24 protein-coding genes are annotated in these 23,569 nt (G+C 66.2%); 12 read left to right on the top strand and 12 right to left on the bottom strand.

From position 1 onward, the window contains the following. The first annotated feature begins 170 nt into the window (after positions 1 to 170). From AC1DQ3_RS25610 to AC1DQ3_RS25645, 8 genes are all read left to right on the top strand, one after another. A complete protein-coding gene (locus AC1DQ3_RS25610) occupies positions 171 to 734 on the top strand; it encodes an HdeD family acid-resistance protein (RefSeq protein WP_477123011.1) in 564 nt (187 codons plus the stop codon). Positions 735 to 1,210: 476 nt separating this feature from the next. Beyond that, the gene (locus AC1DQ3_RS25615; RefSeq protein ID WP_477122963.1) at positions 1,211 to 2,983 is read left to right on the top strand and encodes a glycosyltransferase family 39 protein; all 1,773 of its coding nucleotides are present in this window, start codon (positions 1,211 to 1,213) and stop codon (positions 2,981 to 2,983) included. After that, positions 2,980 to 3,351 (top strand): DMT family transporter, encoded by a 372-nt coding sequence (locus tag AC1DQ3_RS25620; RefSeq protein WP_035862867.1) that lies wholly within the window; start codon positions 2,980 to 2,982, stop codon positions 3,349 to 3,351. The genes AC1DQ3_RS25615 and AC1DQ3_RS25620 overlap by 4 nt, the downstream gene beginning before the upstream one ends. Before the next feature lie 32 nt (positions 3,352 to 3,383). After that, complete coding sequence (locus tag AC1DQ3_RS25625) at positions 3,384 to 4,547, top strand: DegT/DnrJ/EryC1/StrS family aminotransferase (RefSeq protein WP_477122964.1); 1,164 nt, start codon at positions 3,384 to 3,386, stop codon at positions 4,545 to 4,547. Continuing rightward, on the top strand, positions 4,526 to 5,515 hold the full coding sequence (locus AC1DQ3_RS25630; RefSeq protein ID WP_477122965.1) for a glycosyltransferase: 990 nt from the start codon (positions 4,526 to 4,528) through the stop codon (positions 5,513 to 5,515). Before AC1DQ3_RS25625 ends, AC1DQ3_RS25630 begins: the two co-directional genes overlap by 22 nt. Further along, positions 5,506 to 6,450 (top strand): formyltransferase, encoded by a 945-nt coding sequence (locus tag AC1DQ3_RS25635; RefSeq protein WP_477122966.1) that lies wholly within the window; start codon positions 5,506 to 5,508, stop codon positions 6,448 to 6,450. The genes AC1DQ3_RS25630 and AC1DQ3_RS25635 overlap by 10 nt, the downstream gene beginning before the upstream one ends. Continuing rightward, positions 6,447 to 7,499, top strand: coding sequence for a bifunctional UDP-4-keto-pentose/UDP-xylose synthase (locus AC1DQ3_RS25640; protein WP_477122967.1), 1,053 nt, complete (start codon positions 6,447 to 6,449; stop codon positions 7,497 to 7,499). The genes AC1DQ3_RS25635 and AC1DQ3_RS25640 overlap by 4 nt, the downstream gene beginning before the upstream one ends. A gap of 13 nt (positions 7,500 to 7,512) precedes the next feature. Next, a complete protein-coding gene (locus AC1DQ3_RS25645; RefSeq protein ID WP_477122968.1) occupies positions 7,513 to 8,403 on the top strand; it encodes a polysaccharide deacetylase family protein in 891 nt (296 codons plus the stop codon). A gap of 51 nt (positions 8,404 to 8,454) precedes the next feature. On the opposite strand, the gene AC1DQ3_RS25650 is transcribed toward AC1DQ3_RS25645, so the two are convergent. The 6 genes from AC1DQ3_RS25650 to AC1DQ3_RS25675 all read right to left on the bottom strand — a co-directional run bounded on the left by AC1DQ3_RS25650 (position 8,455) and on the right by AC1DQ3_RS25675 (position 14,533). After that, entirely contained in the window at positions 8,455 to 10,839 is a 2,385-nt protein-coding gene (locus AC1DQ3_RS25650) for a heavy metal translocating P-type ATPase (RefSeq protein WP_477122969.1), read from the bottom strand. Between the two features lie 222 nt (positions 10,840 to 11,061). Then, the gene (locus AC1DQ3_RS25655; RefSeq protein WP_477122970.1) at positions 11,062 to 11,367 is read right to left on the bottom strand and encodes an H-NS family nucleoid-associated regulatory protein; all 306 of its coding nucleotides are present in this window, start codon (positions 11,365 to 11,367) and stop codon (positions 11,062 to 11,064) included. Next, positions 11,354 to 11,749: a hypothetical protein gene (locus AC1DQ3_RS25660; RefSeq protein ID WP_477122971.1), complete on the bottom strand. Its 396-nt coding sequence runs from the start codon at positions 11,747 to 11,749 to the stop codon at positions 11,354 to 11,356. Before AC1DQ3_RS25660 ends, AC1DQ3_RS25655 begins: the two co-directional genes overlap by 14 nt. 6 nt (positions 11,750 to 11,755) lie before the next feature. After that, on the bottom strand, positions 11,756 to 12,235 hold the full coding sequence (locus AC1DQ3_RS25665; RefSeq protein WP_477122972.1) for a hypothetical protein: 480 nt from the start codon (positions 12,233 to 12,235) through the stop codon (positions 11,756 to 11,758). 463 nt (positions 12,236 to 12,698) lie between these two features. Next, complete coding sequence (locus AC1DQ3_RS25670) at positions 12,699 to 13,541, bottom strand: beta-keto acid cleavage family enzyme (RefSeq protein WP_477122973.1); 843 nt, start codon at positions 13,539 to 13,541, stop codon at positions 12,699 to 12,701. A gap of 17 nt (positions 13,542 to 13,558) precedes the next feature. Then, a complete protein-coding gene (locus tag AC1DQ3_RS25675) occupies positions 13,559 to 14,533 on the bottom strand; it encodes a 3-hydroxyacyl-CoA dehydrogenase family protein (protein WP_477122974.1) in 975 nt (324 codons plus the stop codon). Between the two features lie 318 nt (positions 14,534 to 14,851). Between AC1DQ3_RS25675 and AC1DQ3_RS25680 the strand changes: the two genes are divergently transcribed. Continuing rightward, entirely contained in the window at positions 14,852 to 15,391 is a 540-nt protein-coding gene (locus tag AC1DQ3_RS25680) for a hypothetical protein (protein ID WP_477122975.1), read from the top strand. 84 nt (positions 15,392 to 15,475) lie between these two features. Here the strand turns inward: AC1DQ3_RS25680 and AC1DQ3_RS25685 are convergent, their stop codons facing one another. Continuing rightward, complete coding sequence (locus AC1DQ3_RS25685) at positions 15,476 to 15,898, bottom strand: hypothetical protein (RefSeq protein WP_477122976.1); 423 nt, start codon at positions 15,896 to 15,898, stop codon at positions 15,476 to 15,478. A gap of 200 nt (positions 15,899 to 16,098) precedes the next feature. Next, the gene (locus AC1DQ3_RS25690; protein ID WP_477122977.1) at positions 16,099 to 16,554 is read right to left on the bottom strand and encodes a YccF domain-containing protein; all 456 of its coding nucleotides are present in this window, start codon (positions 16,552 to 16,554) and stop codon (positions 16,099 to 16,101) included. A 341-nt stretch (positions 16,555 to 16,895) separates the two neighbouring features. Here AC1DQ3_RS25690 and AC1DQ3_RS25695 point away from each other — a divergent pair, with 341 nt between their 5' ends. The 3 genes from AC1DQ3_RS25695 (at position 16,896) to AC1DQ3_RS25705 (ending at position 19,212) form a co-directional block, all read left to right on the top strand. Continuing rightward, positions 16,896 to 17,648 carry a head GIN domain-containing protein gene (locus AC1DQ3_RS25695; protein WP_477122978.1) on the top strand — a complete coding sequence of 251 codons (753 nt, stop codon included), beginning with the start codon at positions 16,896 to 16,898 and terminating at the stop codon, positions 17,646 to 17,648. A 305-nt stretch (positions 17,649 to 17,953) separates the two neighbouring features. Continuing rightward, complete coding sequence (locus AC1DQ3_RS25700; RefSeq protein ID WP_477122979.1) at positions 17,954 to 18,814, top strand: NAD(P)-dependent oxidoreductase; 861 nt, start codon at positions 17,954 to 17,956, stop codon at positions 18,812 to 18,814. Positions 18,815 to 19,029: 215 nt separating this feature from the next. Next, positions 19,030 to 19,212: a glycine zipper 2TM domain-containing protein gene (locus tag AC1DQ3_RS25705; protein ID WP_477122980.1), complete on the top strand. Its 183-nt coding sequence runs from the start codon at positions 19,030 to 19,032 to the stop codon at positions 19,210 to 19,212. Positions 19,213 to 19,396: 184 nt separating this feature from the next. Here the strand turns inward: AC1DQ3_RS25705 and AC1DQ3_RS25710 are convergent, their stop codons facing one another. The 4 genes from AC1DQ3_RS25710 to AC1DQ3_RS25725 form a co-directional block, all read right to left on the bottom strand. Beyond that, positions 19,397 to 20,569, bottom strand: coding sequence for an acyl-CoA dehydrogenase family protein (locus tag AC1DQ3_RS25710; RefSeq protein ID WP_477122981.1), 1,173 nt, complete (start codon positions 20,567 to 20,569; stop codon positions 19,397 to 19,399). 7 nt (positions 20,570 to 20,576) lie between these two features. Beyond that, the gene (locus AC1DQ3_RS25715) at positions 20,577 to 21,668 is read right to left on the bottom strand and encodes a Rieske 2Fe-2S domain-containing protein (RefSeq protein ID WP_477122982.1); all 1,092 of its coding nucleotides are present in this window, start codon (positions 21,666 to 21,668) and stop codon (positions 20,577 to 20,579) included. 170 nt (positions 21,669 to 21,838) lie between these two features. After that, a complete protein-coding gene (locus AC1DQ3_RS25720; RefSeq protein WP_477122983.1) occupies positions 21,839 to 22,630 on the bottom strand; it encodes a glycosyltransferase family 2 protein in 792 nt (263 codons plus the stop codon). Between the two features lie 114 nt (positions 22,631 to 22,744). Next, a complete protein-coding gene (locus AC1DQ3_RS25725; protein WP_477122984.1) occupies positions 22,745 to 23,557 on the bottom strand; it encodes a lysophospholipid acyltransferase family protein in 813 nt (270 codons plus the stop codon). Positions 23,558 to 23,569 lie beyond the last annotated feature (12 nt).

Genomic DNA, 23,569 nt, shown 5'->3' on the forward strand with positions numbered 1-23,569 from the left:
ATTGCGCCTTTGTCCTCACATGATTCCTGTCTAGAATGATTTCGCGCCCCGCTCGTTCCATCGGAGCATCGCTGGCTAGAAATTAGCGCTTTTTTGCGTGCGTGTCTTGCCGATCATCGACGGTCTTCATGGCGGCCAGCCCGGCGCGGGCATCTTGCAAGGGAGTTTCCATGCTTCAGTATTACGCCAAGCTTTGGTGGGTCGTGGCACTACGCGGCGTTCTCGCCATCATTTTTGGATTCTGTGCCTTTTTCGCCCCCATCGCGACGCTGGCCGCGCTCGTGCTACTGTTTGGCGCCTTTGCCGCCGCCGACGGCATCACGACCCTGCTGATGGCGATCTCGGGCAGCCAGCGAGAAGCCAGCGATCGCGGCATCCTTGCCTTGCAGGGCCTGCTCGGCATCGGCGTGGGCCTGCTGACCTGGTTCAGCCCCGTCGTGACCGCGTTCTCCCTGCTGTTATATATTGCCGCCTGGACGCTCGCCACGGGAGTCTTGCAGATTGTCGCTGCGATCCGCCTGCGCAAGGACCTGCCTAATGAATGGTGGCTGGTGCTGGCAGGGCTGGTCAGCATCGTTTTCGCATTTCTGCTGCTGTGGCAACCGCTTGCCGGCGCACTGGCACTGCTGTGGATGATCGGTGCATGGGCGGTGGTATGCGGCATCCTGCTGGTCGGCGTCGCGCTGCGTTTGCGAAGCGCCAGAAACATGCCAAATGCATCACTTTTCACCTGAAACACGCGGCCTGCGCGAATCGTCCCGCGGCGGCAGACCCTGCCCGCGACTGTGGGTTCCGGCGGTCGTGCTAACATTGCGCGCCGCGCCACATGACAACCACGGTTGGCCATGTGGCAAGTGGCGTGGAAGGCTTGGCGCGTGAAAGACACGAAGGACTAAGGCGGCGGGCACGATCGATTGCTTTTATTTTGTGTCTACCGAAGCAGTGGTTGCAGCGTTGTGATGTTTTCGCCGGCCCGGCCGGAGCCGCCTGGCGATCAGGGTGGCGCGAACCGGCTCGGCTGCCGCCGCCGGAGCGGCGCCATTGCCAGCCGGTACACGTGCCTGCATGGCATCAGGCGAGGCAAACCGAGCATCCATTGCGGCGTGGGCTACCGGCACCAGCCAGGGACGCCAGCAACACCCCGCCAGGCCCGAGAATCGGCCGTCCAGAGCGCAAGCCCGACGGCCATCCACCCGTTTCCAGGAGACGTATGCGTAGTTCCGTGACCTCGCGAGACACCTCGCGAAGCGCCGCACAAGGTGTTTCGCAATCTGCCGGTCTGCCGATTGGCGCAATTGCGCTGGTTTGCCTGTTTATTCTCCTGGTCTGGTTCGGCACGCTGGATGCGCGCCACCTGCTGCGCTCCGATGAAGGGCGTTATGCCGAGATCGCCCGCGAGATGTTTGCCAGCGGCGACTGGGTCACGATTCGCTACAACGCGCTCAAGTACTTCGAGAAGCCGCCCTTTCATATGTGGGTGACGGCCCTGTCCTACACCCTGTTCGGTGTGGGCGACTGGCAGGCCCGCCTCTGCGTGGCGCTGTCGGGCATGGTCGGCCTGTTGGCTTCCATGCTGGCGGCACATCGCTGGTATGGCGTGCGCGTCGCCCTGCTGACCGGCCTGATCCTGGTGGCCGCGCCCATGTGGAGCGTGGCCTCGCACTTCAACTCGCTGGACATGACCCTGTCCGGCGCCATGGCCTGCGTGCTGGCCTTCATGCTGCTGGCCCAGCATCCCAGCGCCACGCCCGCCGCCCGCCGCTACTGGATGTGGGCCTGCTGGGTGGCGATGGGCGTGGCGATCCTGACCAAGGGCCTGGTGGGCATTGCCCTGCCGGGGCTGGTGCTGGTGATCTACACGCTGGTCTCGCGTGATTTCGGGCTTTGGCGCCGCCTGCACCTGGTCACCGGCATCGCGTTGATGCTGATCGTCACGGTGCCCTGGTTCTGGCTGGTGTCGGAACGCAATCCGGAATTCCTCAATTTCTTCTTTATCCACGAACACTGGCAGCGCTATACCTCGACGGTGCACTCCCGCAAGGGGCCGCTGTGGTACTTCATACCGCTGCTGGTGGCCGGCTTCATTCCCTGGCTGGGCCTGATGCCGCGCATGTGGCAGGTGATGCGCGGCGGCGCCGCCGCGGCGCGCACGGCCACCGTCAAGCCGTTCCAGCCGGCGCTGCTGGCGGGGATCTGGGCCATTGCCATTTTTGTCTTCTTCAGCCTGTCCGGCTCCAAGCTGCCCGGCTATATCGTGCCGATCTTCCCGGCGCTGGCTATCCTGGGAGCGGTCGCGCTCGCCCGGATCGACGAAACAGCCTGGAAGCGCCAGCTCAACGGCATGCTGGTGATCGCGGCGATCGGCTTGCTGGCCAGCCCGGTGGTGGCTACGCTGAACTCCGACAATACGCCCAATGAGCTGTACCGGCTGTTCGCGGTGTGGGTTGGCGCCGCCTTCGTGCTGATGCTGGCGGCTATCTTCCTGGCCCGCAAGCTGCTGGCCAGCAAGGGCCTGATGGTCAGCATCACGGTCTACGCGCTCGGCCTGTTCAGCAGTTTCACGGTGGCGCTGCTCGGCCACGAGGTGATGGGACGGCCGACTTCGGGCGTGGACATGGTGCCGGCCATCGAGGCGGTCCTCACGGATGACATGCCGATCTATGGTGTGCGCATGCTGGACCATACCCTGCCCTATTACCTGCGCCGCACCACCATCATGGTGGAATGGCCTGACGAACTGGAATTCGGCACCAGGCAGGAGCCCGGGAAATGGCTGCCCACGCTGGATGCCTTTATTGCAAAATGGCAGGATGGCCAGCATGCGGTGGGTATCATGTCGGCTGCCACCTACAAGCAGCTTGAGGAGCGCAAGGTACCGATGTACAAGATCGGGCAAGACAAGCGCCGMGTGGCGGTCACCAATTTCCCGCCTCCCGGCAACGTAACGGCAGCACCCCGGCAAGAACAGAACCGCGCGCAATGACGCTTTCCACCTTCGCTTTTATCTTTACCGGCGTGCTGCTCAACGCCTGTGCGCAGTTGCTGCTCAAGGCCGGCACCAACGCCGTGGGCGCCATCACGCTCGATCGCGCCACGCTGTTCACCACGGCCCTGCGCGTCTTGACGCAGTGGCCGGTGCTGGCCGGGTTGACGCTGTACGTGGTCAGCGTCGGTGTATGGATCGTCGGCCTGTCGCGAGTCGACGTGTCGATCGCCTACCCGATGCTGTCGCTCGGCTATGTCGTGAATGCCCTGGCAGCCTGGTACCTGTTCGGCGAAATGATCGGCCCCATGCGCGTGGCCGGCATGCTGCTGATCCTCGCCGGCGTGTTCCTCGTTGCCCGTTCCTGACCACCTCACACCGTACCAAGAGCCTGATCGTCATGACCGCTCCCGCTGCGCAAGCCTTCCTGCCCTTCGTCAAGCCGAATATTGACGCCGAAGCCATCGCCGAGGTCGGCAAGGTACTGGCGTCGGGCTGGATCACCTCCGGCCCGAAGATGCACGCCTTCGAGGCTGCGCTGTCCGAGTTGTTCGGCGGCCGCCCGGTGCGCACCTTTGCCAATGGCTCGGCGACGATGGAAATCGCGCTGCGCGTGGCCGATATCGGCCCCGGCGACGAAGTCATCACCACCCCGATTACCTGGGTGGCCACGGCCAATGTGGTGATCACGGTGGGCGCCAGGCCCGTCTTCGTCGACATCGACCCGCGTACGCGCAATATCGATCTCGACGCCGTGGAAGCCGCCATCACGCCGCGTACCCGCGCCATCATGCCGGTCTACCTGTCGGGCCTGCCGGTGGACATGGACCGTCTCTACGCCATTGCGAAGAAGCACAACCTGCGCGTGATCGAGGACGCCGCCCAGGCCATCGACTCGCGCTGGCGCGGCCAGCGCATCGGTGCCTTCGGCGACCTGGTCAGCTTCAGCTTCCAGGCCAACAAGAACATCACCAGCGTCGAAGGCGGCTGCCTGGTGATGAACTCGCCCGAGGAGGCCGTGCGTGCCGAGCGCCTGCGCCTGCAAGGCGTGATCCGCACCGGCATGGACGGCATGGACGTGGAAGAGCCCGGCGGCAAGTTCAACCTGACCGATGTCAACGCCGCCATCGGCCTGTCGCAGCTGGCGCACCTCGACGCCATCACGGCGCGCCGCGCGGAACTTGCCGAAACGTATTTCCGCTGCGCGGCTGACAGCGGCCTGGCCGAACTCGGCATCGAACTGCCGCTGCCGCGCGACGGCGAAGCGGCCACCACCAACTGGCACATGTTCCAGGTGGTGCTGCCGGCTGAACGTATCGAAGGCGGGCGCACCGCGGTGATGGAAGCCATGCGCGAGCGTGGCGTCGGCACCGGTGTGCACTACCCCGCCCTGCACCTGTTTTCTTATTACCGCTCCCTGGGCTGGCGCGAGGGCATGCTGCCGCATGCCGAACGCATCGGACGGGGCATCGTCACGCTGCCGATGTTCCCTGCCATGCAAGCCGCCGATGTGGAGCGGGTATGCGCAACTCTTAGCGAAACATGCAAACGCCTCTTAAAATGAGCCCAGTCGAAGTCTCGGTCGTCATCCCTGTCTACAACGAGGAAGATGGCCTGCAAGCCCTGTTCGACCGGCTTTACCCGGCCATGGACAGCATGGGCTGCAGCTATGAGATCATTTTCGTCAACGACGGCAGTCGCGACCGTTCGGCGCAGATCCTGGCCAGCCAGTTCCACAAGCGCCCGGACGTCACGCGCGTAGTGCTGTTCAACGGCAACTTTGGCCAGCACATGGCCATCCTGGCCGGCTTCGAACACACCCGTGGCAGGATCGTGATCACCCTGGACGCCGACCTGCAGAACCCGCCGGAAGAAATCCCGCGGCTGGTGGCGACCATGCGCGAAGGCCACGACTACGTGGGCACCATCCGCCGCGAGCGCAACGACACCGCCTTCCGCCGTATTGCTTCCCGGGCCATGAACCGGCTGCGCGAGCGCATTACGCGCATCAAGATGACCGATCAGGGCTGCATGCTGCGCGCCTACGACCGCAATGTGATCGACACCATCAACGCGTGCCGCGAGGTCAACACATTCATTCCCGCGCTGGCTTATACGTTCTCCTCCAATCCGGTGGAGATCGTAGTGGAGCACGAGGAGCGCCACGCCGGCGAATCCAAGTACTCGCTGTTCCAGCTGATCCGGCTGAACTTCGACCTGGTGACCGGCTTCTCGATCGTGCCGCTGCAGTGGTTCTCGGCCATCGGCACCCTGCTGTCGCTGGCCTCGGCCGGTCTGGTGGCGGTACTGCTGGCACGCCGCTTCCTGTTCGGCGCGGAAGTGCAGGGTGTGTTCACCCTGCTCGCCTTCAACTTCTTCCTGGTGGGCATCATGCTGTTCGGCATCGGCCTGCTGGGTGAATACATCGGCCGCATCTACCAGGAAGTGCGCAACCGCCCGCGCTACCGCATCCAGGCCGTGCTGGAAGGCACGCCGGAACAGCAGAAATCCTCGGAGCCCTCGTGCGCGTAGTCGTTTTCGCTTATCACAACGTCGGCGACCGCTGCCTGCGCGTGCTGCATGCGCGCGGCGTGGAGGTGGCGCTGGTCGTCACGCACCGCGACCGTCCCGATGAAAACATCTGGTTCCGCCGCGTTGCCGATACCGCCGCCGAACTCGGCCTGCCCGTCACCTATGGCGAAGACCCCAACGATCCGGCGCTGGCCGCGGCAGTGGCCGCCGCGCGCCCTGACGTGATCTTCTCCTTCTACTACCGCGCGATGATTCCGGCTGCGGTGCTGGCGCTGGCTGCGCAGGGTGCGTTCAATATGCACGGCTCGCTGCTGCCCAAGTATCGCGGCCGCGTGCCGGTGAACTGGGCGGTGCTGCACGGCGAGAACGAGACCGGCGCCACGCTGCATGCCATGGAAGCCAAGCCGGACGCCGGCTACATCGTCGACCAGACCTCGGTACCGATTCTCCCCGACGACACCGCCGGGGAAGTCTTCGAGAAGGTGACCGTGGCTGCCGAGCAAACCTTGTGGCGCGCGTTGCCCGCCATGATGGCCGGCAACATCGCACAATTGCCCAACCGCCTGGCCGAAGGCAGCTACTTCTCGGGGCGCAAGCCCGAGGATGGCCGCATCGACTGGCAACAGCCCGCCGCGCAGGTCTATAACCTGATCCGCGCCGTGGCACCGCCTTACCCTGGCGCCTTCACCGATATCGGTGCACGCCGTTTCGTGGTGGCGCAGGCGCGCCGCCTGCGTGCCGCCACCCCATCCCAGTCCACCAGCGCCGCCCGCCCGGGCCTGCACGTGATCGACGAGCAGATCGTCGGCGTGTGCGGCGACGGGGGACACATCCTGGTACGCGAACTGCTGGAAGACGGGGCCCGCCCCGCGCCGGTTTCGCCTGCCGCGCTTTCCACATTTCTTACTGCATTGTCCAAAGAGGAAAACCGATGAAAAAGGTCCTGATTCTTGGCGTCAACGGCTTCATCGGCCACCACCTGACGCGCCGCATTCTTGAAACCACGTCGTGGGAAGTCTACGGCATGGACATGTCCAGCGACCGCCTTGGCGACCTGGTCGACCATCCGCGCATGCACTTCTTCGAAGGTGACATCACCATCAACAAGGAGTGGATCGAGTACAACATCCGCAAGTGCGACGTGGTGCTGCCGCTGGTGGCGATCGCCACCCCGGCTACCTACGTGCGCCAGCCCCTGCGCGTGTTCGAACTCGACTTCGAGGCCAACCTGCCGATCGTGCGCGCCGCCGTGAAGTACGGCAAGCACCTGGTATTCCCGTCCACCTCCGAGGTGTACGGCATGTGCCATGACGACGAGTTCGACCCCGAGACCTCCGAGCTGATCTGCGGCCCGATCAACAAGCCGCGCTGGATCTATGCCTGCTCCAAGCAGTTGATGGACCGCGTAATCCACGCCTACGGCATGGAACAGGGCCTGAACTACACGCTGTTCCGCCCCTTCAACTGGATCGGCGCCGGCCTGGACTCGATCTTCGAATCGAAGGAAGGCTCTTCGCGCGTGGTCACCCAGTTCCTCGGCCACATCGTGCGCGGCGAGCCGATCAAGCTGGTCGACGGCGGCGCGCAGAAGCGTGCCTTTGCCGACGTCACCGACGGCATCAGCGCCCTGATGCGCATCATCGAGAACCCGAACGGCATTGCCACCGGCAAGATCTACAACATCGGCAACCCGCGCAACATCCACTCCGTGCGCGAGCTGGCCGAGATGATGCTGAAGATGGCCGGCGACTACCCCGAGTACGCCGAGGAAGCCAAGAAGACCCAGATCGTGGAGACCTCTTCCGGCGAGTTCTACGGCAAGGGCTACCAGGACGTGCAGAACCGCGTGCCGAAGATCGACAACACCGTGGAAGAGCTGGGCTGGAAGCCCCAGGTCACCATGGAAGATGCGCTGCGGGCCATCTTCGAGGCTTACCGCTGCAAGGTGATCGAGGCGCGCACCCTGGTCGATTCGGCCAACTGAGCGCACGCACCCGATGGCCCGTATCGCCCTCAAGGTCGACGTCGACACGCTGCGCGGTACCCGCGAAGGCGTGCCGGCGCTGCTCTCCATGCTGGCCCGCGTGCGGGCCGAGGCTACCTTCCTGTTCAGCCTCGGCCCCGACCACACCGGGTGGGCGCTGCGGCGCGTGTTCCGGCCCGGCTTTCTGAAGAAGGTGTCGCGCACCTCGGTGGTGTCGAACTATGGCTTGCGCACGCTGATGTACGGCGTGCTGCTACCCGGCCCCGACATCGGCCGCAAGGGTGCGGCCGAGATGCGCGCCGCGCGCGCGGCCGGCCATGAATGCGGCATCCACACCTGGGACCACGTCTACTGGCAGGACAATGTGCGCGAGCGCGATGCGGCCTGGACGCGGCGCCAGATGCAGAGCGCGTTCGACCGCTACGTCGAGATCTTCGGCGAAGCGCCGCCCACTCATGGGGCAGCGGGCTGGCAGATGAACGACGAGGCCTTCCGCCAGATCGACGACTGGGGCATGGTCTATGCCTCGGACGGTCGCGGCACCGGTCCGTACATCCCCGCCGTGGACGGTGTGGCATGCCGGCACGTGCAGATGCCGACCACGCTGCCGACACTGGACGAACTGATCGGCGTGGATGGCCTGACGGAAGACAACGTCCACCAGGCCGTGCTGCGCCTGAGCGAAGACGGACGCGACCACGTGTTCACCCTGCATACCGAGCTGGAAGGCGGCAAGCTGGCGCCTGTGTTCAACCGGCTGCTGGATGGCTGGCGCGCGCAGGGCCACGAGCTGGTGTCGATGGGAACGTTCTACCGCCACCTCGATCGTGCCAGCCTGCCGACGGCGCCGGTTAGCTGGGGCGCTATCGAAGGCCGCAGCGGCGAGCTGATCATCCAGCCCTGACGCTCCGCTTCAAAGCATCGACGCGCCCCCTTCCCTGGGGGCGCGTCCGTTTCAGTTTCGGGCCCGCCCGGCCTTCGCCAGGCGCAGGCCATTGAACACCACCAGCAGGCTCGCCCCCATGTCGGCGAACACCGCCATCCACATGGTGCCCAGGCCCATTACTGTCAGCGCCAGAAACACCACCTTTATACCGAGCGCCAGCGCGATGTTCTGTTTCAGGATCGCCGAGGTCTGGCGCGAGAGTCGTATAAACGCCGGGATCTTGCGCAGGTCGTCGTCCATCAGGGCCACGTCGGCGGTCTCGATGGCGGTATCGGTCCCGGCCGCACCCATGGCGAAGCCGATATCGGCGCGCGCCAGCGCGGGCGCGTCGTTGACGCCGTCGCCCACCATGCCGACCGCCACGCGCTTGCCGCCGTTGTCTTGGGCGCCCTGCGCACCCTTCACGCTCAGGGCCGCAATGGCGTCTGCCTTGTCCTGCGGCAACTGATTGCCGCGCGCCTCGTCGATCTGCACCTGCGCGGCGATGGCCTGCGCGGTGTGCGGGTTGTCGCCCGACAGCATCAGCGTCTTGACACCCAGCGCGTGCAGTTCCGCCACCGCCTGGCGGCTGCTCTCCTTGACCGTGTCCGCCACGCCGAACAGCGCCTCGACGCCGTGGTCGGCGCCCAGCAGCACGACAGTCTTTCCTTGCCGCTCCAGCGCTTCCAGTGTCGCTTCCAGTGCCGGCGAGCACAGGCCAAGGTCATGAATCAGGCGGTGGTTACCCAGGTAGTAGCTGCGCCCCTTCACACTGCCGCTGACACCGTATCCGGGAAGCGCGGCAAAGTCCTGCGTCTCCAGCGGCACGATGCCGTCGGCGCGCGCGGCGTTGGCCACGGCCATGGAAACGGGATGGTCGGAGCGGGCAGCCAGGCTGGCAGCGATCAAGCGTGCCGCACCGCTGGCGGCCTCGCCAGCCGCGGCGGTCGCGTCCAACGGCTGGAAATCGGTCTGGACCGGCTTGCCATGCGTGATGGTGCCGGTCTTGTCCAGCGCCAGCCATTTGAGATCCTTGCCCTGCTCCAGGTAGACGCCGCCCTTGATCAGGATGCCGCGCCGCGCAGCCGCGGCCAGCCCGCTGACGATGGTCACCGGCGTGGAAATCACCAGCGCGCACGGGCAGGCAATCACCAGCAGGACCAGCGCCTTGTAGATCCAGGCGCTCCAGCCGCCGTCCAGCACCAGCGGCGGCACCACCGCCACCAGCACGGCGCCGAGAAACACCAGCGGCGTATAGACGCGGGCAAAGCGGTCGACAAAACGCTGCGTGGGCGCGCGGCTGCCCTGCGCCGCCTCCACCGCATGGATGATGCGCGCCAGCGTGGACCCGCTGGCCGGGGCGGTGACTTCGTATTCCAGTTCGCCGGACTGGTTGATGGTGCCGGCGAACAGCGCGTCGCCAACGCCCTTGTCCACCGGTACGCTCTCGCCGGTGATCGGTGCCTGGTCCAGCGTGGACTGGCCGCGCAACACGCGTCCGTCGAGCGCCACGCGTTCGCCCGGACGCAAGCGCACCAATGCGCCGACGGCCACCGCGCCAGCCTCCACGGGCAGCCAACTGCCGTCCGGCTGCCGCACCGTGGCCTGCTCCGGCGCCATCGCCATCAGGGCGTGCACGGCGTTGCGGGCACGGTCCAGCGACGCCGCCTCGATGCGCTCGGCCAGCGCGAACAGCACCATCACCATGGCCGCCTCCGGCCACTGCTGGATCAGCATGGCGCCGGTGACGGCAATGCTCATCAATGCGTTGATATTCAGGTTGCCGTTGGATAACGCAATCCATCCCTTCCTGTAGACACCCAGGCCAGCCATGGCCAGGGCCGCCAGCGCCAGCAGGGGCGCCAGCCATTCCTGGGCGGGCACATGCAGCCATCCAACCGCCTCGGCGCCGAGCGCGGCCACCCCGCCCAGCGCCAGCGGCCACCACGGCCTGGCCGCTTGCGGCGGCAGCTCCGCGGCATGCTCCGACAGCGGTTCGGCCTTCATCCCGAGGCTCTCGATGGCGCGCACCACGGGCTCCAGGGACTCCAGCGTGTGGTGCACCGTCAGTACGCGCTGCATCAGGTTGAACTGCAGCGCGGCCACGCCGACGATGCTGCCCAGCTTGTTGCGGATCAGGGTCTCTTCCGTGGGGCAGTCCATCGCGTCGATGCGATAGCTGGCCGCCGCTGCGCCGGCCGGCACCGCCACGGGAGCCGCCGGTGCGGCGCTGGCGCCGCCACAGCACGCCGGGCTGGCAGCGTGGGCATGCGCGTGACCGTGATCGTCCTTGTGATCGTGCCCATGGCCATGGTGGTGAGCGTCCTCGTGTTTGCGTGCATGTGCATGCGAATGCCCATGATCTGCATCCTCCTGTCTACGGAGCGAGGCCTGTTCTGGCGTTGCGCTAGGCATGGCGGTGTTTCCTGCTTGTTTTTGCTTGCCGTCCATTTAAGACCCTGGAGCGACTACAGGGTCAAGCGCATTGTGCATCCTTCCCCAAGTGCATCCGCTTTGGCCATCTCGCCACGGCCAACCGCCCGATCCTTTCGCGTGCACGGCGACCACGCTGGGGTGCAACCGCTAGCGCAGGGACACAACGGGCAGGTTGAATGCCGGACTGCCGGCGGGCGAGCGTTAGCCGACGCGGAAAAAGTCGATCGTCTGTCCGGCATTGACCGCCCGCTGCAGCCACTCCGGGCGCTCCCCGGTGCCATCCCAGCTCTGCCCCATGGCATTGCGGTAAAGCGGCCGGGCGGGCTTTTCCGCCTCCGGCGCCGGGGCGGGATCGGCAAGTGCGGCCGCCGGCGTAGCCGGGGCAGGCGCCGGGGGTGCCGCGAAACAACCCGCCTCAAGCAAATCGTCGAGCGTTAGGCCGTGGCGGTCCATCTGCTCACGGACCCACACCGCCGCGGCTACTTTGGCTTCATCAGACTCTGGCATGACTTTCGTAATTGACTTTACCGGCAAAGGATGGCCGGCAAAGCGGAGGAAGGGGGTAATCCGGCGGGTCGAGCCGCCTGCAGCAGGCGATTTTACAGGGTCTTGCGTCCAAGCTGTCGCAGACATTTCCAAAGCGATCATCTCCGGTGCCGCGCACCTGGAAATCGTCGCTGCAATCCGCGCCAGCCACCCGCCGCGTCGGCCCACGCAGGTCCGGCGGCAGGCCGCCCCGGATCAGCACGAAGTCGCCGTGGTTGCTGCGGTTGGCAAAGTAGATACACTGCACTGCGGCAGGCAGGCAGCCGTTCGAGCGCGCCTGCATGCCGGTCAGCAAGCGGGCGAACAGGATGATGGCGCGCGCCAACCGTTTGGAATACCACATCGTGTGTTATCTCAGCAGCAGTAGCAGCAAGGCCACCAGCAATTGCAGGGCGGCCAGCGCCGCGGCCCAGTGGAGGCAGCGCAATGCGCCGCGAACGCGCTGCGCCATTGACCGCCCGCCGGCCTCGGGCCTGGCCCAGCCCAACCGCACGAGCGCCTGGTCCAGCGCGCCCAGCATCGCGGCCATATCGGCGTGTTCACCCTGTTGCGAAGTATCGGCAAGCGCGCCGAACAGACGGCGATCGATCGCCACCCGCACCAGCAGCCATAGCTGCAAGGCGCCCAGCAAGGCCGCCACGATGCCCAATATCAGATAGGCCTGGCCCGCCGGCGCCAGCGTGCCGGCCAGCAGCACATTGATCAGCGCGAGCACCAGCCCGGCCCAGATCAGCCTGGCCGCGCCGTCGAGGCCGCCCACCGCGGCCTGCGCCACCCAGCGCTGCGCGGCAAGGTCGAGGTGCGTGTCATCATGCATCGGGACCGACATTGCCTGCTCCCCTGAAGACTGTGCAGCCGCCTGCCAGCGGCCAACAAATTGCGACAGCGCGGCCACGCTGTCCGGGCCCGGCACCACGGCTGGGGCCGCCCCTTGCGCAGCAAGGCCAGCGCCTGTCCGGCATCCCGCGCGCGAGTAGCCAAGCGCGCAGCATACATCCACGTAGCATCACTCCACGGGTTGGGAAGACGGTCAGGCGTGCGGCGCCGCGCTGGCGCGGGCCCGGCGGAGTTGCACCCGAGGCAGCCGGCCATGCCGGCTCCCTGCCCCGCCGCCGTCTGCCTCCCATGGCGCCGGGCCGGTGTGCTGCGCTCCCGACAATCGAGCAAGCATAGCCTGATATTGCGCGTTTACGTCACTTCGCAATAATTCATGAGACCAGCGACGGCGCCACCGACGGCACGCGGGACACGCTCAGCGACGGCGCATGAACGCCACCGCTGAGCGCCAGGAATCAGCGGATCTCGCTGTAGATTTGCCTGGCCTGTTGGGCCGAGGCTAGCGGGCGGCCCAGCGTCCGCGCTCCCTCTGCCGCCTGCCCGACGAGCGCCGCATTACCTGGCGCGGTGCTGCCGTCGCGCAACTTCAGGTTGTTCTCGAAACCTACCCGCACATGGCCGCCGAAGGCGGCGGCCGCGGTCACGCAGGCATTTTCCTCGCGCCCGAAGGCGCAGATCGCCCACGGCAGCGTGCCTTCGAAGACCCGCAGGAACGGCAGCAGGTCGCTCGGCGACGATACCTGCCCCGCCGAATACCGGCCCAGCACAAACAGCACCGACCACGCGCCCGGCGGCACCAGGCCGCGCGCGCGCAATGCTTGCCAGCGCGCCACGTCGGCGGCGTCGTACAGGATGATCTGCGTCATCACCCGCTCCCGTGCCAGCCAGCTCAGGAAATCGGCCAGTTCCGCCTCCGGGATGTCCGGCACCGCGATTTCGCGCAGGCCGACGGAAACCGCCTCGGGACGGAGTTCGCGCACCATCGCGATCTGTTCGGCGGCGCGGTAGATGCCGGCGGCTTCGCTGGTGACCTGCACCAGCAATTGATCGCCCACCTCCTGTTTCACGGCGGCAAGCGCGTCGCGATAGATCTGCGCATCCAGGGAGTGGCGGCCATCGGGCTGGCGCACATGCATATGCATCATGGCCGCGCCGGCTTCGAGGCAGGCCCGCGCCTCGGCCGCCAGCGCCGCCGCGGTCAGCGGCACGGCCTGGTGGTCGGCAGCGGTCTTGTAGGCGCCGTTGGGCGCCACGGTAATGATCAGCGGCGAATCCGCCAGGAAGGTGTGTTCACTCATATTGCGCTCTGTGTCGTTCAGGGTTCGATCTTGGGCAGTTCCGGCGCGATCAGGTCAAGCCCCGCGCGCAACAGGCGATCATAGCGCTCGCGCTCGGCTGCGATGGTTTCGGGCGTCCACCTGTAGAACCCTTCGCCGGTCTTCATGCCGTGGCGACCGTCCGCCGCGCGCTCGCTCAGGCACCGGGCCGGCTCCGCCGAGTTGTTGAAGGTGGGATACATCGTAGCGCCGGCCGCCGCGTGCACGTCGATGCCGGCATGGTCGCGCTGCATGACCGGACCCGCGGCCAGGAAGCGAAAGCCAAAGCCGAAGCGCACCGCCGCGTCCACATCCTCCGGCGAGGCGATGCCGCGGTCGATCAGGTCGAAGGCTTCGCGCGACAAGGCGTGCTGCAGGCGGTTGGCGAGGAAGCCGGGAAGATCTTTTTTCACCTTGACCGGCACCATGCCGCAACGGCGCATGAAGGCGATCAGGGCGTCGGCGCCTGCCTCGGCGCTGACGCCTCCCAGCACCACTTCCACCAGCGGCACCAGATGCGCCGGCATGAAGAAATGCAGCCCGAGCATGCGCTCCCGCGTGGACAGGCCCTCGCCGATGGCGCTGATCGGGAAGCTGGAACTATTGCTGGCGAGGATGGTGTCCGGGCGGGCACGCTGCACCAGGTCGGCGAACAGGGCGCGCTTGATATCGAGACGCTCGGGGATGCATTCGATCACCAGGTCAACCGTGCTCCAGTCGACGGCTTCGAGCGATGTGGCGACGGTCAGCCCGGCCAGGCCAGCCTCGGCCGCCGGCCCGATGGCGGCGAGGTTGGCGGCAACTCTTGCCGTCACCGCGGCTGCTCGCTGCGTCTCGGGCTCCACCACCGTGGTACGGCAATGCGCGCGGGTGAGCACCACGGCCACATCGGCGCCCATGGTGCCGCCACCCACCACCACGGCATGGGCGGCGCCGGGAGCGGTTAGCGAAGAGGTTGCGGGGGCTTCTGGCATGGCGTTCCTTTGTACTGTCGGGCGGGCGGTTGTCGATGGGGCGCTTTGAACACATTTACCAAGTGAATGTATCGCAAACGGCTCTTTGCAGCGTATCACGGCCCCGATCTTGCAAGTTTAAGCGCCAGTGTGACGGCCCGCCTGTCGCATCAAGCTGCCCGCCCGTCGCGCATGTGACGGCGTGGGCGCCTTGCGTTTCGCCTCTTGACACCCCGATGATTGCGCCTATTATGGTGACGCGATGCTGCGGCGCAGCAAGTCACGATTGCCACCGGCGAAATCCCTTCGGACGCGTGGCATCGTTTATCGGAGACGCTTATGGTCACCCCCTCTCACTCCGGAGCCGTCGAGGCGCTCACGCCTTCCCCGGACATGGCTTTCGGCCTGACCGGCGCATGGGCGCAGCTGGCCCAGAAGATCGCCGCGCTGAACCTGGAAACGGCCCGGACAGCGATCGCGGAAAGCACCGAACTCTTCCTCGAAGCGGCAACCCAGCCCTTCACCTTCGGCACGTTCCGGCCCGAACTGGCCGATGTGATAGCGCAGCACATCGCCGCTTATACACACGGACTGAACGAGATCCTGTACGGCGCGCACAACGACCTTGCCAGCGAGGTGCAACGCCAGTTCGCCACCATGACCGGCCAGGATCCGTTTCAATGGTGCCTGATGGGACGGGATTTCCTGCCGGATTATGGCGGCACCCTGCCCAATATGCGCATGGCGATGGCGGGATGGGTTTCGACCTGCCTGCCGGGCGCCAAGCCACTGCCGGTGGAGACGGTCGAACCCGGGCAGCGCAAGTCAGTGTTGCTTCCTGCACCGGCAGACGACGAGCCCGGCAAGGCGGCGGAATAAGCCTGGTTACTATCCAGCCCGACTACCGGTGCGGTGTCACCGGCGGCCGGGCTACCCCGCCTTGCGGCACGAGCCGTCATCGCGTCATTGGCAGGCGGTACCGGGCACGGGCTTGCCAGAGTTGGTCACGCCCTGGCACGCGTCGCCGACACTGGTCTCGGCATCGAAGGCAGCGCTGTTATATGGCTTGAGCCTGCCCGCTACCGTGCAGCAAAAACGTGGCTCCGTCGGGGGCGGCGGCGGCAACACGCTCTTCGCCATGCGGCCGGAGGCGGGTGCTTGCGCCGGACTTGCGGCCGGCGGCGGAGCGGGAGAGAAGCGAGTGGCTGGCGGCTTGGAGGACTGGGCGGCGGCGTCCTGCTCGTCGTCATCGGGGGAAACGCACTGGCCCTTCTGGCAGATTCGCTCCCCTTTGCACTGCATGTCATATTGGCAACCCGCTGCATTCGCGTGCAGCGGCAACGCTATCGCCACCGACGTGGCGAACAGCAAGCCCAGCGTTCTCATATCCACTCCTGCTCGACTGCCATCGCAAGACGCTCACGTCGGGTCCCTCCCGGCGCAAACGCAATTTCAAGCCTCCGTTGAACGCCGCGATGACCATGGCGATCAACCGCCATCTTTAGAATAGCCAGCGATAGCAAGCATCGGTGCCCGGCGCGAAAATTTTGTGAGCGTCGCCCCACCAACGAGCGCGGCGGCTAGCGTCAACGGCGCAGCCCGTCCACGTGCGCGCGCGCCTGGTCGCGCCGCGCGGCCTCGGCAACCTCGTTGGTCACGACGGTCTGGCCGATCGGCGCCAGCGCCATGCCAGCCAGCTTGAGATGCTGGATACCGAAAGGAATGCCGATGATGGTGACAAAGCAGGCAATGGCGGATGCCACATGGCCAAGCGCGAGCCAGAGACCGGCGAAGATAAACCAGATCACGTTACCGACCAGGCCAAGGGCACCGGTGCCGATGTCATCCCGCTGGCGCAGTTCGCGGCGGCTGATGGCCTGCTTGCCGAACGGGAAGAAGGTGAATTTGCCGATCACGAAGCAAGCCTTGCCCCACGGTATGCCGACGATGGATAGGAAGGCGAGCAGCCCGGCCAGCCACCAGGCCAGACCCATGAATACGCCGCCGAAAATGAACCAGATGAAATTGCCGATAGCACGCATGACTCTCCTTCAAGACAGTGAAGCCAGGCGCGATGATACGCGAACGCAACTTGCCTGAGTGGCGCTGCCCCAAGCCGGTTCAAGACCTCGCAAGCGCATCGCCGAACACCATCCAGGAACTAACCAAAGCCCTCATCAAAGCCCTCATCAAAGCCGGCGAGGCGCTCTATGATTCAAAAAGGATCGTCAGGGATTAATGGATTCATACACCTTCCACCAGTAGGCCGGCACGCCCGGCGCGGCAATCCGCGCGGCCGGCGAAAGCACTGTCGACCGGGGCGCCACTGGCAGGCCGGATGTCTCCCGGAGCATGCGCCGCCACCCAGCGCAAAAGGATCGCCATGACCCGCTTCAACACGCTCTGTGCAACCTCGCTGGCATCCATCTGCGCTGCCGGTGCGGCACTGGCCCAGCAAGGCCTGGTCGTCATCAACCAGAGTGGCGTCGCCGCCTCGGGGATATCCGGCAGCAGTGTCGTCATCGTCAACGGCCAGGTGGTCTCCTCCAATGACGCCACCAAGGGAACGGGGCCCCAAAGGACCGAGCGGCGCTCGGTAGGGGCGTTTTCAGGCGTGCAGCTCAATGCGCCGGTCGAGGCGGTATTCTCGGCGTCGCCCAACGTTTCCGTTTCCATCACCGGCCCTGCCGATATCCTGCCGCTGATCGTGGCCACCGTTGTCGACGGCAAGCTGTCGATCGGCCTCTCGGCACCGGTCGTGCTGGCTGCGCCGCTCAAGGTGACCATTACCGGGCCGTCGTTGCAGGCGGTCAGCATCCCCGGCGCCGGCACCCTGCGGGCATCCGGACTGCGCGAGGCATCCATCGACCTGCACCTGTCCGGTTCCGGTTTGATCGTGGCCGAGGGGCAGGTAGGCAGCGTGCGCGCCGCCATTTCCGGCTCGGGCGAGGTGGACGCCAGCGCATTGCATGCGCAGAGGCTGGACGCGCAGCTGACCGGTTCGGGCCGTATCCTCGGCTACGCATCGGATGCCGCCAGCGTGGCGCTGTCGGGCTCGGGCGATATCGTCGTCGCCGGCAAGCCGCCCCAGCGCGCCGTCAGCCGGACCGGGTCGGGCCAGGTGTATTTCGAATAGCCGGCGGCCGGTCCGGCTGCGCAAACCTGCCGATGGCACCGCGATCGCCACGCATTTCCTGCGCGACCGGACGGTCGACAATCGGGTCATGGCGCCGGCTTGCACCTTGGCGTCGACACGCGCATGCGTGCAACAATTTGCGCCCGCGACAGCCGCGTCGATCTGCCAGATGCTGACGACCGGCAGCACCAACAACGCTGGTTGACGCTGCGGTGCAAGAGTGGCAGGATTCCGGCCTTCGGTGGACTACTACCCACCTGGTCACAAACGCCTACGGTCACCGCGGGCCTTGGAGTTCTTAAGTCATGCGTGTTGCTTTTATCGGCCTGGGTGTCATGGGCTATCACATGGCGGCCCATCTCGCCGCCAAGGGGCATCAGGTCACCGTTTACAACCGCACGGCAAGCAAGGCCGAGCAGTGGGCCGCGGCCTTCGGCGGCAAGTCGGCGGCCACCCCGGCGCTGGCCGCTCAGGACGCCGAAGTGGTCTGCTCCTGCGTGGGCAACGATGATGACCTGCGCGCGGTGCTCACCGGTGCCGAAGGCGCCTTCGGCACGGCGCCGGCGGGCTGCGTGTTCGTGGATCACACCACCGCCAGCGCCAATGTGGCGCGCGAACTGTACGCCGCCGCCAGCCAGCGCGGGCTGCACTTTGTCGATGCCCCGGTTTCGGGCGGCGAAGTCGGCGCGCAAAAGGGCGTTCTGACCATCATGTGCGGCGCCGACGAAGCCGTCTTCAACCAGGTCGAGCCGGTGCTGGGCGCCTATGCGCGTGCCGTCACCCGGATCGGCGGCGCGGGCGCCGGCCAACTGGCCAAGATGGTCAACCAGATCTGCATTGCCGGCCTGCTGCAGGGCCTGTCGGAAGCCATCGCCTTTGGCGAGCGCGCCGGGCTGGACATGAAGGTGGTGCTCGACGTGATCAGCAAGGGCGCAGCGGGCTCGTGGCAATTGGAGAATCGCGGCCCCACCATGCTCGAAGGCAAGTTCGACTTCGGCTTCGCGGTGGACTGGATGCGCAAGGATCTCGGCCTTTGCCTGGACGAAGCCCGCCGCAACGGCGCCAGCCTGCCCGTCACGGCCGTGGTCGACCAGTTCTACGCGGACCTGCAGCAAGACGGCTGCGGCCGCGCCGACACCTCCGCGCTGATCAAGCGCCTGCGGTAACGGTGAGCGGGCAGTCCCTGCCCGCTGCCTGCCCCCCTTCCTGCGCCCCCCTCCTCTGCTGACGCCGCGCTCGCGGCGTCATCCAATTCCTACATCGATATCAGCGGCTGCCCCACTGGGTCCGCCGCCGTGCCCGGCTATCTTGTAGCCATGGCAGCCGTGCCCGTTCCCCAGTGACTGGCACTTCGCAAGGGAAATCACCAAGGAGAACCACCATGCTGAGACTCGCAAGCGCGCTGATCGCGGGCGCCGTACTCCTGCTCGGGCTGAACGGCTGTACCGCAACCGGGGCTGTGGCCGGCGGTGTGGCAGGCCATGAACTGTCGCATGGCAATACGGCGGCGACCGTGGGCGGCGCGGTGGCTGGCGGCGTCATCGGCCACGAACTGGGCAAGTGAAAGTCAAGTTGCCCGGGTCCGGACCGTGATGGGTCGCCTGCCGACCTGTCGGCCTATTGTCCTTTTGGCCTGTAGACAACAGCGTTCGCTCAGGGAAACAAGGGCGCGCCCTTCATTATTTTCATCGCTGAAAGAATGCGGCTTCCCCGCGCGGGATTGTCTCGTCGCCGGCGTCTCAACGGGGTCAGTAAGACTTCGGCAAACCCAGCACCCGCTCGGCAATATGGCACAGGATCAGCTGCGCGCTGACCGGTGCAATCCGTGGGATATACGACTCGCGCAGGTAGCGCTCCACCTGGTACTCGCGCGCATAGCCCATGCCGCCCAGCGTCAGCACGGCGGTCTGGCACGCCTGGTGGGCGGCTTCCGCCGCCAGGTATTTGGCGGTATTGGCTTCGGCGCCGCAGGGCTTGCCCTGGTCGTACAGCCACGCCGCTTTCCATACCATCATGTCCGCCGCTTCCAGCGCCATCCAGGCCTGCGCCAGCGGATGCTGGATGCCCTGGTTCTGCCCGATCGGGCGGCCGAACACGGTGCGCTCCTTCGCGTAGCGGGTCGCGGTTTCCAGCGCGACGCGGCCGAGGCCGACGGCTTCGGCGGCAATCAGGATGCGCTCCGGGTTGAGGCCATGCAGGATGTATTCAAAGCCGCGCCCCTCTTCGCCGATGCGGTCTTCCACCGGTACCGTCAGCCCGTCGATAAAGAGCATGTTCGAGTCCACCGCGGCACGCCCCATCTTGTGGATCTCGCGCACCTCGATGTGCTTGCGATCCAGCGCGGTATAGAACAGGCTCAGGCCCTGGGTCGGCTTGGCCACCTGTTCCAGCGGCGTGGTGCGGGCCAGCAGCAGCATGCGCTCGGCCACCTGGGCAGTGGAGATCCAGATCTTGCGGCCATCCACGCGATAGCTGCGGCCATCGGCCGACAGTACGGCCTGGGTCTTGAGATGCGTGGTATCAAGGCCGGCGTCGGGTTCGGTCACGGCAAAGCAGGCTTTCTCCTGACCGGCGATCAGCGGTGGCAGCGCGGCTTCCTTCTGGCGCTCGTTGCCGAACACCACTACCGGATTGAGGCCGAACACATTCATATGGATGGCCGACGCGCCGGAAAACCCCGCGCCGGAGGCCGACACCGTCTGCATGATCAGCGCCGCCTCCGTAATGCCCAGTCCGGCGCCGCCATAGGCCTCTGGCATCGCGATGCCGAGCCAGCCGGTTTTCGCCATGGCCTGGTGGAAGGCATGGGGAAACTTGCCCTCATCGTCCAGCCCGGACCAGTAGTCGGCGCCAAAGTCGCTGCAAATCTGCGTCACCGCTTCGACGATGGCGCGCTGATCGGGAGTCCTTTCAAAGTTCATGCCTGCCTCATTCCGGCTGGGCGGGCGCTTCCGGTGCCCCGCACTCGCGCAGCAGGTCGCGCAGTTCGTTGATGACCGGGAATACCTCGTGGTTCCAGTCCGCGCCCTGCTTGTCGTGGGCTTCCTGTTCCGCCTCGACGATCCAGCGGTCTTCCTTGAAGATCCGTTCGGTAAACCAGACCAGCAGCGGCCACGCCAGGTTGAGCACGCCGGGAATGCCGGGCTTCTTGATCGACAGCAGCCCGAAAGTGCGGTTGGTGCGCTGCTCCGCGTCCAGCGGCACGTAGACGATCCACAGATCCATCACCAGCGTTGCTTCCGAGGTGCGGATCTGCAAGGTCTGGTAGGGGTAGCAGGTACGGACCGTCATGACATCCTTGCCGGCCTGCCCGCCGTTCTTGCCGCCACCGAACACCAGGGCTTCGCCCACCGGCTGCTTGCCGTCCTCCCGCGCGAAGGTATAGTCGACCTCGACCCACCCCGGACCCCGCCGGCGCCCGAGCGAGCGCGCGCGCATCTGGCCCATCTGCCGCCGGTGCAGGAACTGATGGTTCATGTCCATCAGGTTCTCATGCATGAACGAGTAGTGGCATTTGACCTCACGGCCGAAACGGCGCGTCTTGTACGCCTTGTCGGCCACCGAGGCAAGGTTGGGCAAAGGCGTTTCCTCGGCCAGCACCGCGCTGCCGGGAAACACGAAGATCAGGCCCTCCACCTCGCGGCACGGATACGAGCGCACGCCGTTCGGCAGCCGGTCGCGGCCCAGGTATGGCACGTCGATGCAACTGCCCGTGCAGTCGTAGGTCCAGCCGTGATAGCAGCAGCGAATCGATTCACCCTCGACCACGCCCGCATGCAGCGGCACCTGCCGGTGCGCGCAGCGATCCTCCAGCGCGAATACCGCGCCGGACTCCGTGCGCACCAGCACGATCGGGTCGCCCGCGAAGCGCACGCCATGCGCCTTGCCGCGCTTGACTTCCCGCGACCAGGCTAGCGGATACCAGTGATCGGGATGAATGGTGACGCGACGCAGGTCGCGGATCGGGACTTCGGCGGAGCTATCGCTGGCACTGCTATCTAGCAACGGGACTGCATGCATGGGGGACTTCTCCTTGCAAGACTCGAATCTCGATTGGCCGACTGCACGGACTGGAACTCACTGGGGGATCAGTCTACCCGAAGGTGAGCCCAAGCATGCATGGCCGGCTGCGCCCGACGGCAAGCGAGCGCCATCGGCCGGCAGCGGCAGGATGCCCCGCCCGGGCGCCGTCAGGGTGCGGCAGTGCGGGAAGTCGTGCTCTCCCTGGCGCGCAGGCGGCGGCATGCCAGCAGTGGCAGGCGCAGCAGGAAGCCGGCCAGCAGGCGCGCATGCATCCCGCTCAGCAAGAGGTTGTCGCGCAAGTAGTTGAAGTGCGATACGCCGCCTTCCCCGGCGCTGAAATAGCGCACCGGCGCATCCAGGTTCAGCGGCCGCACGCCTTGCCAGCACATGCGCACCACCGCCTCGGGATCGAAATCGAAACGCCGCATCCAGCGCTGCTTGTGCATGACGGCACGCAGCGGCGCGATCGGGTAGACGCGAAAGCCATAGAGCGAATCGCCGATGCCGGCCCAGAGCGTTTCCAGGTTGGCCCACGCGTTCGAGATACGGCGCCCGTAGACCCGGGCCTTCGGCGCGCTGGCATCGAAGACCGGACGGCCTAGCACCATGGCACGCGGGTCGCGTTGCGATGCCGCCATGAAGGGCGCGATCAGGCCGGCGGGATGCTGGCCGTCGGAATCCATGGTCAGCACGTGGGTGAACCCCTGCGCGGCGGCATGCTCCAGCCCGTGCAGCACCGCCGCACCCTTGCCCTGGTTGCGGGGCAGCACAAGCACGCGCAGGCCCGGGTCGGCCGCCGCTTCCTGCTGCAGCCATTGGGTGCTGCCGTCGGTGCTGCCATCCACCACCACCCACACCGGCGACCAGTGGCGCCGCGCCTCGCGCACCGTGTCGCGAACCTTGGACCCAGGGTTATAGCTGGGAATCAGGACGAGATGGGTGGTGGAAGGCTTGGTCATGCGAAGGTGAATCTGAAAGTGAATCTGAAAGTGAATCTGAAAACAGTGAAAAAACACGCACCGGGGCAGAGCGCGGCAAGCCGCCGCCCATCCTGGTCACGCAAACCCGGCAGATCACACATGATGCGCCGCACGGCCAGTCGTACCGGGACGCAGCGGCGCCATCTCCGGGCAAGACAACTCCGCCTCATAGTACTGCGCCAGTTCGGCCATGAACCCGCGCTCGCTGCCGGGAGGATCGAAACGCCGGCCCAGCCGGACGCGATAGCAAACCGGCATTTCGGGCTTGCGAAATAACGGCCAGCCCTTGCCCAGGAACGGCGAATCGGTCTCGATGATCAGCGTCTGCACCGGCACGCCCGCACGCTTGGCAATCAGGCCGACGCCGCCCTTTAAAGCATTGACCGGGCGGCGGGTGGTGCGCGTGCCTTCGGGGAACACCAGCACCTGGCCGCCATGCCGCAGTTCCCGCACGGCACTGCGGATCAGGCCGGTCAGCGTGTCGTTGCGGATATAGCGCGCCAGCCTGGCGGCGGCACCGAGGAAGGGATTGTCCACCACCTCGGCCTTCATGACGCAGGCCGCCCCGGGCAACCGGGACAAAACCAGCAAGGCGTCCAGCAGGCCGGGATGATTGGCCGCCAGCACGAGGGGCGGCCCGCCACGCAGGCTGTCCAGTTCGCGCAGATCGAAGCGGCAAGCGCCCATGGCGGCCAGAGCCCACAGATAGAAGCGGAATATGCCCATGATCACGAAGCGGCCGAAGCGCTGCCCCAGCCCGGGCGGCAGCAGCCAGTAACAGGCCGCGGCAAAGGGTGCCCAGAGCAGCGAGATCAGCGCCAGCAGCAGCAGGCCGGCATAGAACGCGGCGTACTCGGCCGCCGCCGTAGCCTGGCCCTGCAAGGTCTCGCGCAGTTGCCGGAACATCAAGGCACCTCC

Source organism: Cupriavidus sp. 01T418, assembly GCF_056398885.1.

Bases quoted from the DNA above. Each gene is read 5' to 3' on its own strand.
- AC1DQ3_RS25710 (WP_477122981.1), bottom strand. From the start codon at position 20,569: ATGAACTTTGAAAGGACTCCCGATCAGCGCGCCATCGTCGAAGCGGTG.
- AC1DQ3_RS25670 (WP_477122973.1), bottom strand. From the start codon at position 13,541: ATGAGTGAACACACCTTCCTGGCGGATTCGCCGCTGATCATTACCGTG.
- AC1DQ3_RS25645 (WP_477122968.1), top strand. From the start codon at position 7,513: ATGGCCCGTATCGCCCTCAAGGTCGACGTCGACACGCTGCGCGGTACC.
- AC1DQ3_RS25620 (WP_035862867.1), top strand. From the start codon at position 2,980: ATGACGCTTTCCACCTTCGCTTTTATCTTTACCGGCGTGCTGCTCAAC.
- AC1DQ3_RS25625 (WP_477122964.1), top strand. From the start codon at position 3,384: ATGACCGCTCCCGCTGCGCAAGCCTTCCTGCCCTTCGTCAAGCCGAAT.
- AC1DQ3_RS25660 (WP_477122971.1), bottom strand. From the start codon at position 11,749: ATGTGGTATTCCAAACGGTTGGCGCGCGCCATCATCCTGTTCGCCCGC.
- AC1DQ3_RS25650 (WP_477122969.1), bottom strand. From the start codon at position 10,839: ATGCCTAGCGCAACGCCAGAACAGGCCTCGCTCCGTAGACAGGAGGAT.
- AC1DQ3_RS25690 (WP_477122977.1), bottom strand. From the start codon at position 16,554: ATGCGTGCTATCGGCAATTTCATCTGGTTCATTTTCGGCGGCGTATTC.
- AC1DQ3_RS25680 (WP_477122975.1), top strand. From the start codon at position 14,852: ATGGTCACCCCCTCTCACTCCGGAGCCGTCGAGGCGCTCACGCCTTCC.
- AC1DQ3_RS25715 (WP_477122982.1), bottom strand. From the start codon at position 21,668: ATGCATGCAGTCCCGTTGCTAGATAGCAGTGCCAGCGATAGCTCCGCC.
- AC1DQ3_RS25700 (WP_477122979.1), top strand. From the start codon at position 17,954: ATGCGTGTTGCTTTTATCGGCCTGGGTGTCATGGGCTATCACATGGCG.
- AC1DQ3_RS25640 (WP_477122967.1), top strand. From the start codon at position 6,447: ATGAAAAAGGTCCTGATTCTTGGCGTCAACGGCTTCATCGGCCACCAC.
- AC1DQ3_RS25665 (WP_477122972.1), bottom strand. From the start codon at position 12,235: ATGTCGGTCCCGATGCATGATGACACGCACCTCGACCTTGCCGCGCAG.
- AC1DQ3_RS25695 (WP_477122978.1), top strand. From the start codon at position 16,896: ATGACCCGCTTCAACACGCTCTGTGCAACCTCGCTGGCATCCATCTGC.
- AC1DQ3_RS25725 (WP_477122984.1), bottom strand. From the start codon at position 23,557: ATGTTCCGGCAACTGCGCGAGACCTTGCAGGGCCAGGCTACGGCGGCG.
- AC1DQ3_RS25705 (WP_477122980.1), top strand. From the start codon at position 19,030: ATGCTGAGACTCGCAAGCGCGCTGATCGCGGGCGCCGTACTCCTGCTC.
- AC1DQ3_RS25720 (WP_477122983.1), bottom strand. From the start codon at position 22,630: ATGACCAAGCCTTCCACCACCCATCTCGTCCTGATTCCCAGCTATAAC.
- AC1DQ3_RS25655 (WP_477122970.1), bottom strand. From the start codon at position 11,367: ATGCCAGAGTCTGATGAAGCCAAAGTAGCCGCGGCGGTGTGGGTCCGT.
- AC1DQ3_RS25685 (WP_477122976.1), bottom strand. From the start codon at position 15,898: ATGAGAACGCTGGGCTTGCTGTTCGCCACGTCGGTGGCGATAGCGTTG.
- AC1DQ3_RS25610 (WP_477123011.1), top strand. From the start codon at position 171: ATGCTTCAGTATTACGCCAAGCTTTGGTGGGTCGTGGCACTACGCGGC.
- AC1DQ3_RS25630 (WP_477122965.1), top strand. From the start codon at position 4,526: ATGCAAACGCCTCTTAAAATGAGCCCAGTCGAAGTCTCGGTCGTCATC.
- AC1DQ3_RS25675 (WP_477122974.1), bottom strand. From the start codon at position 14,533: ATGCCAGAAGCCCCCGCAACCTCTTCGCTAACCGCTCCCGGCGCCGCC.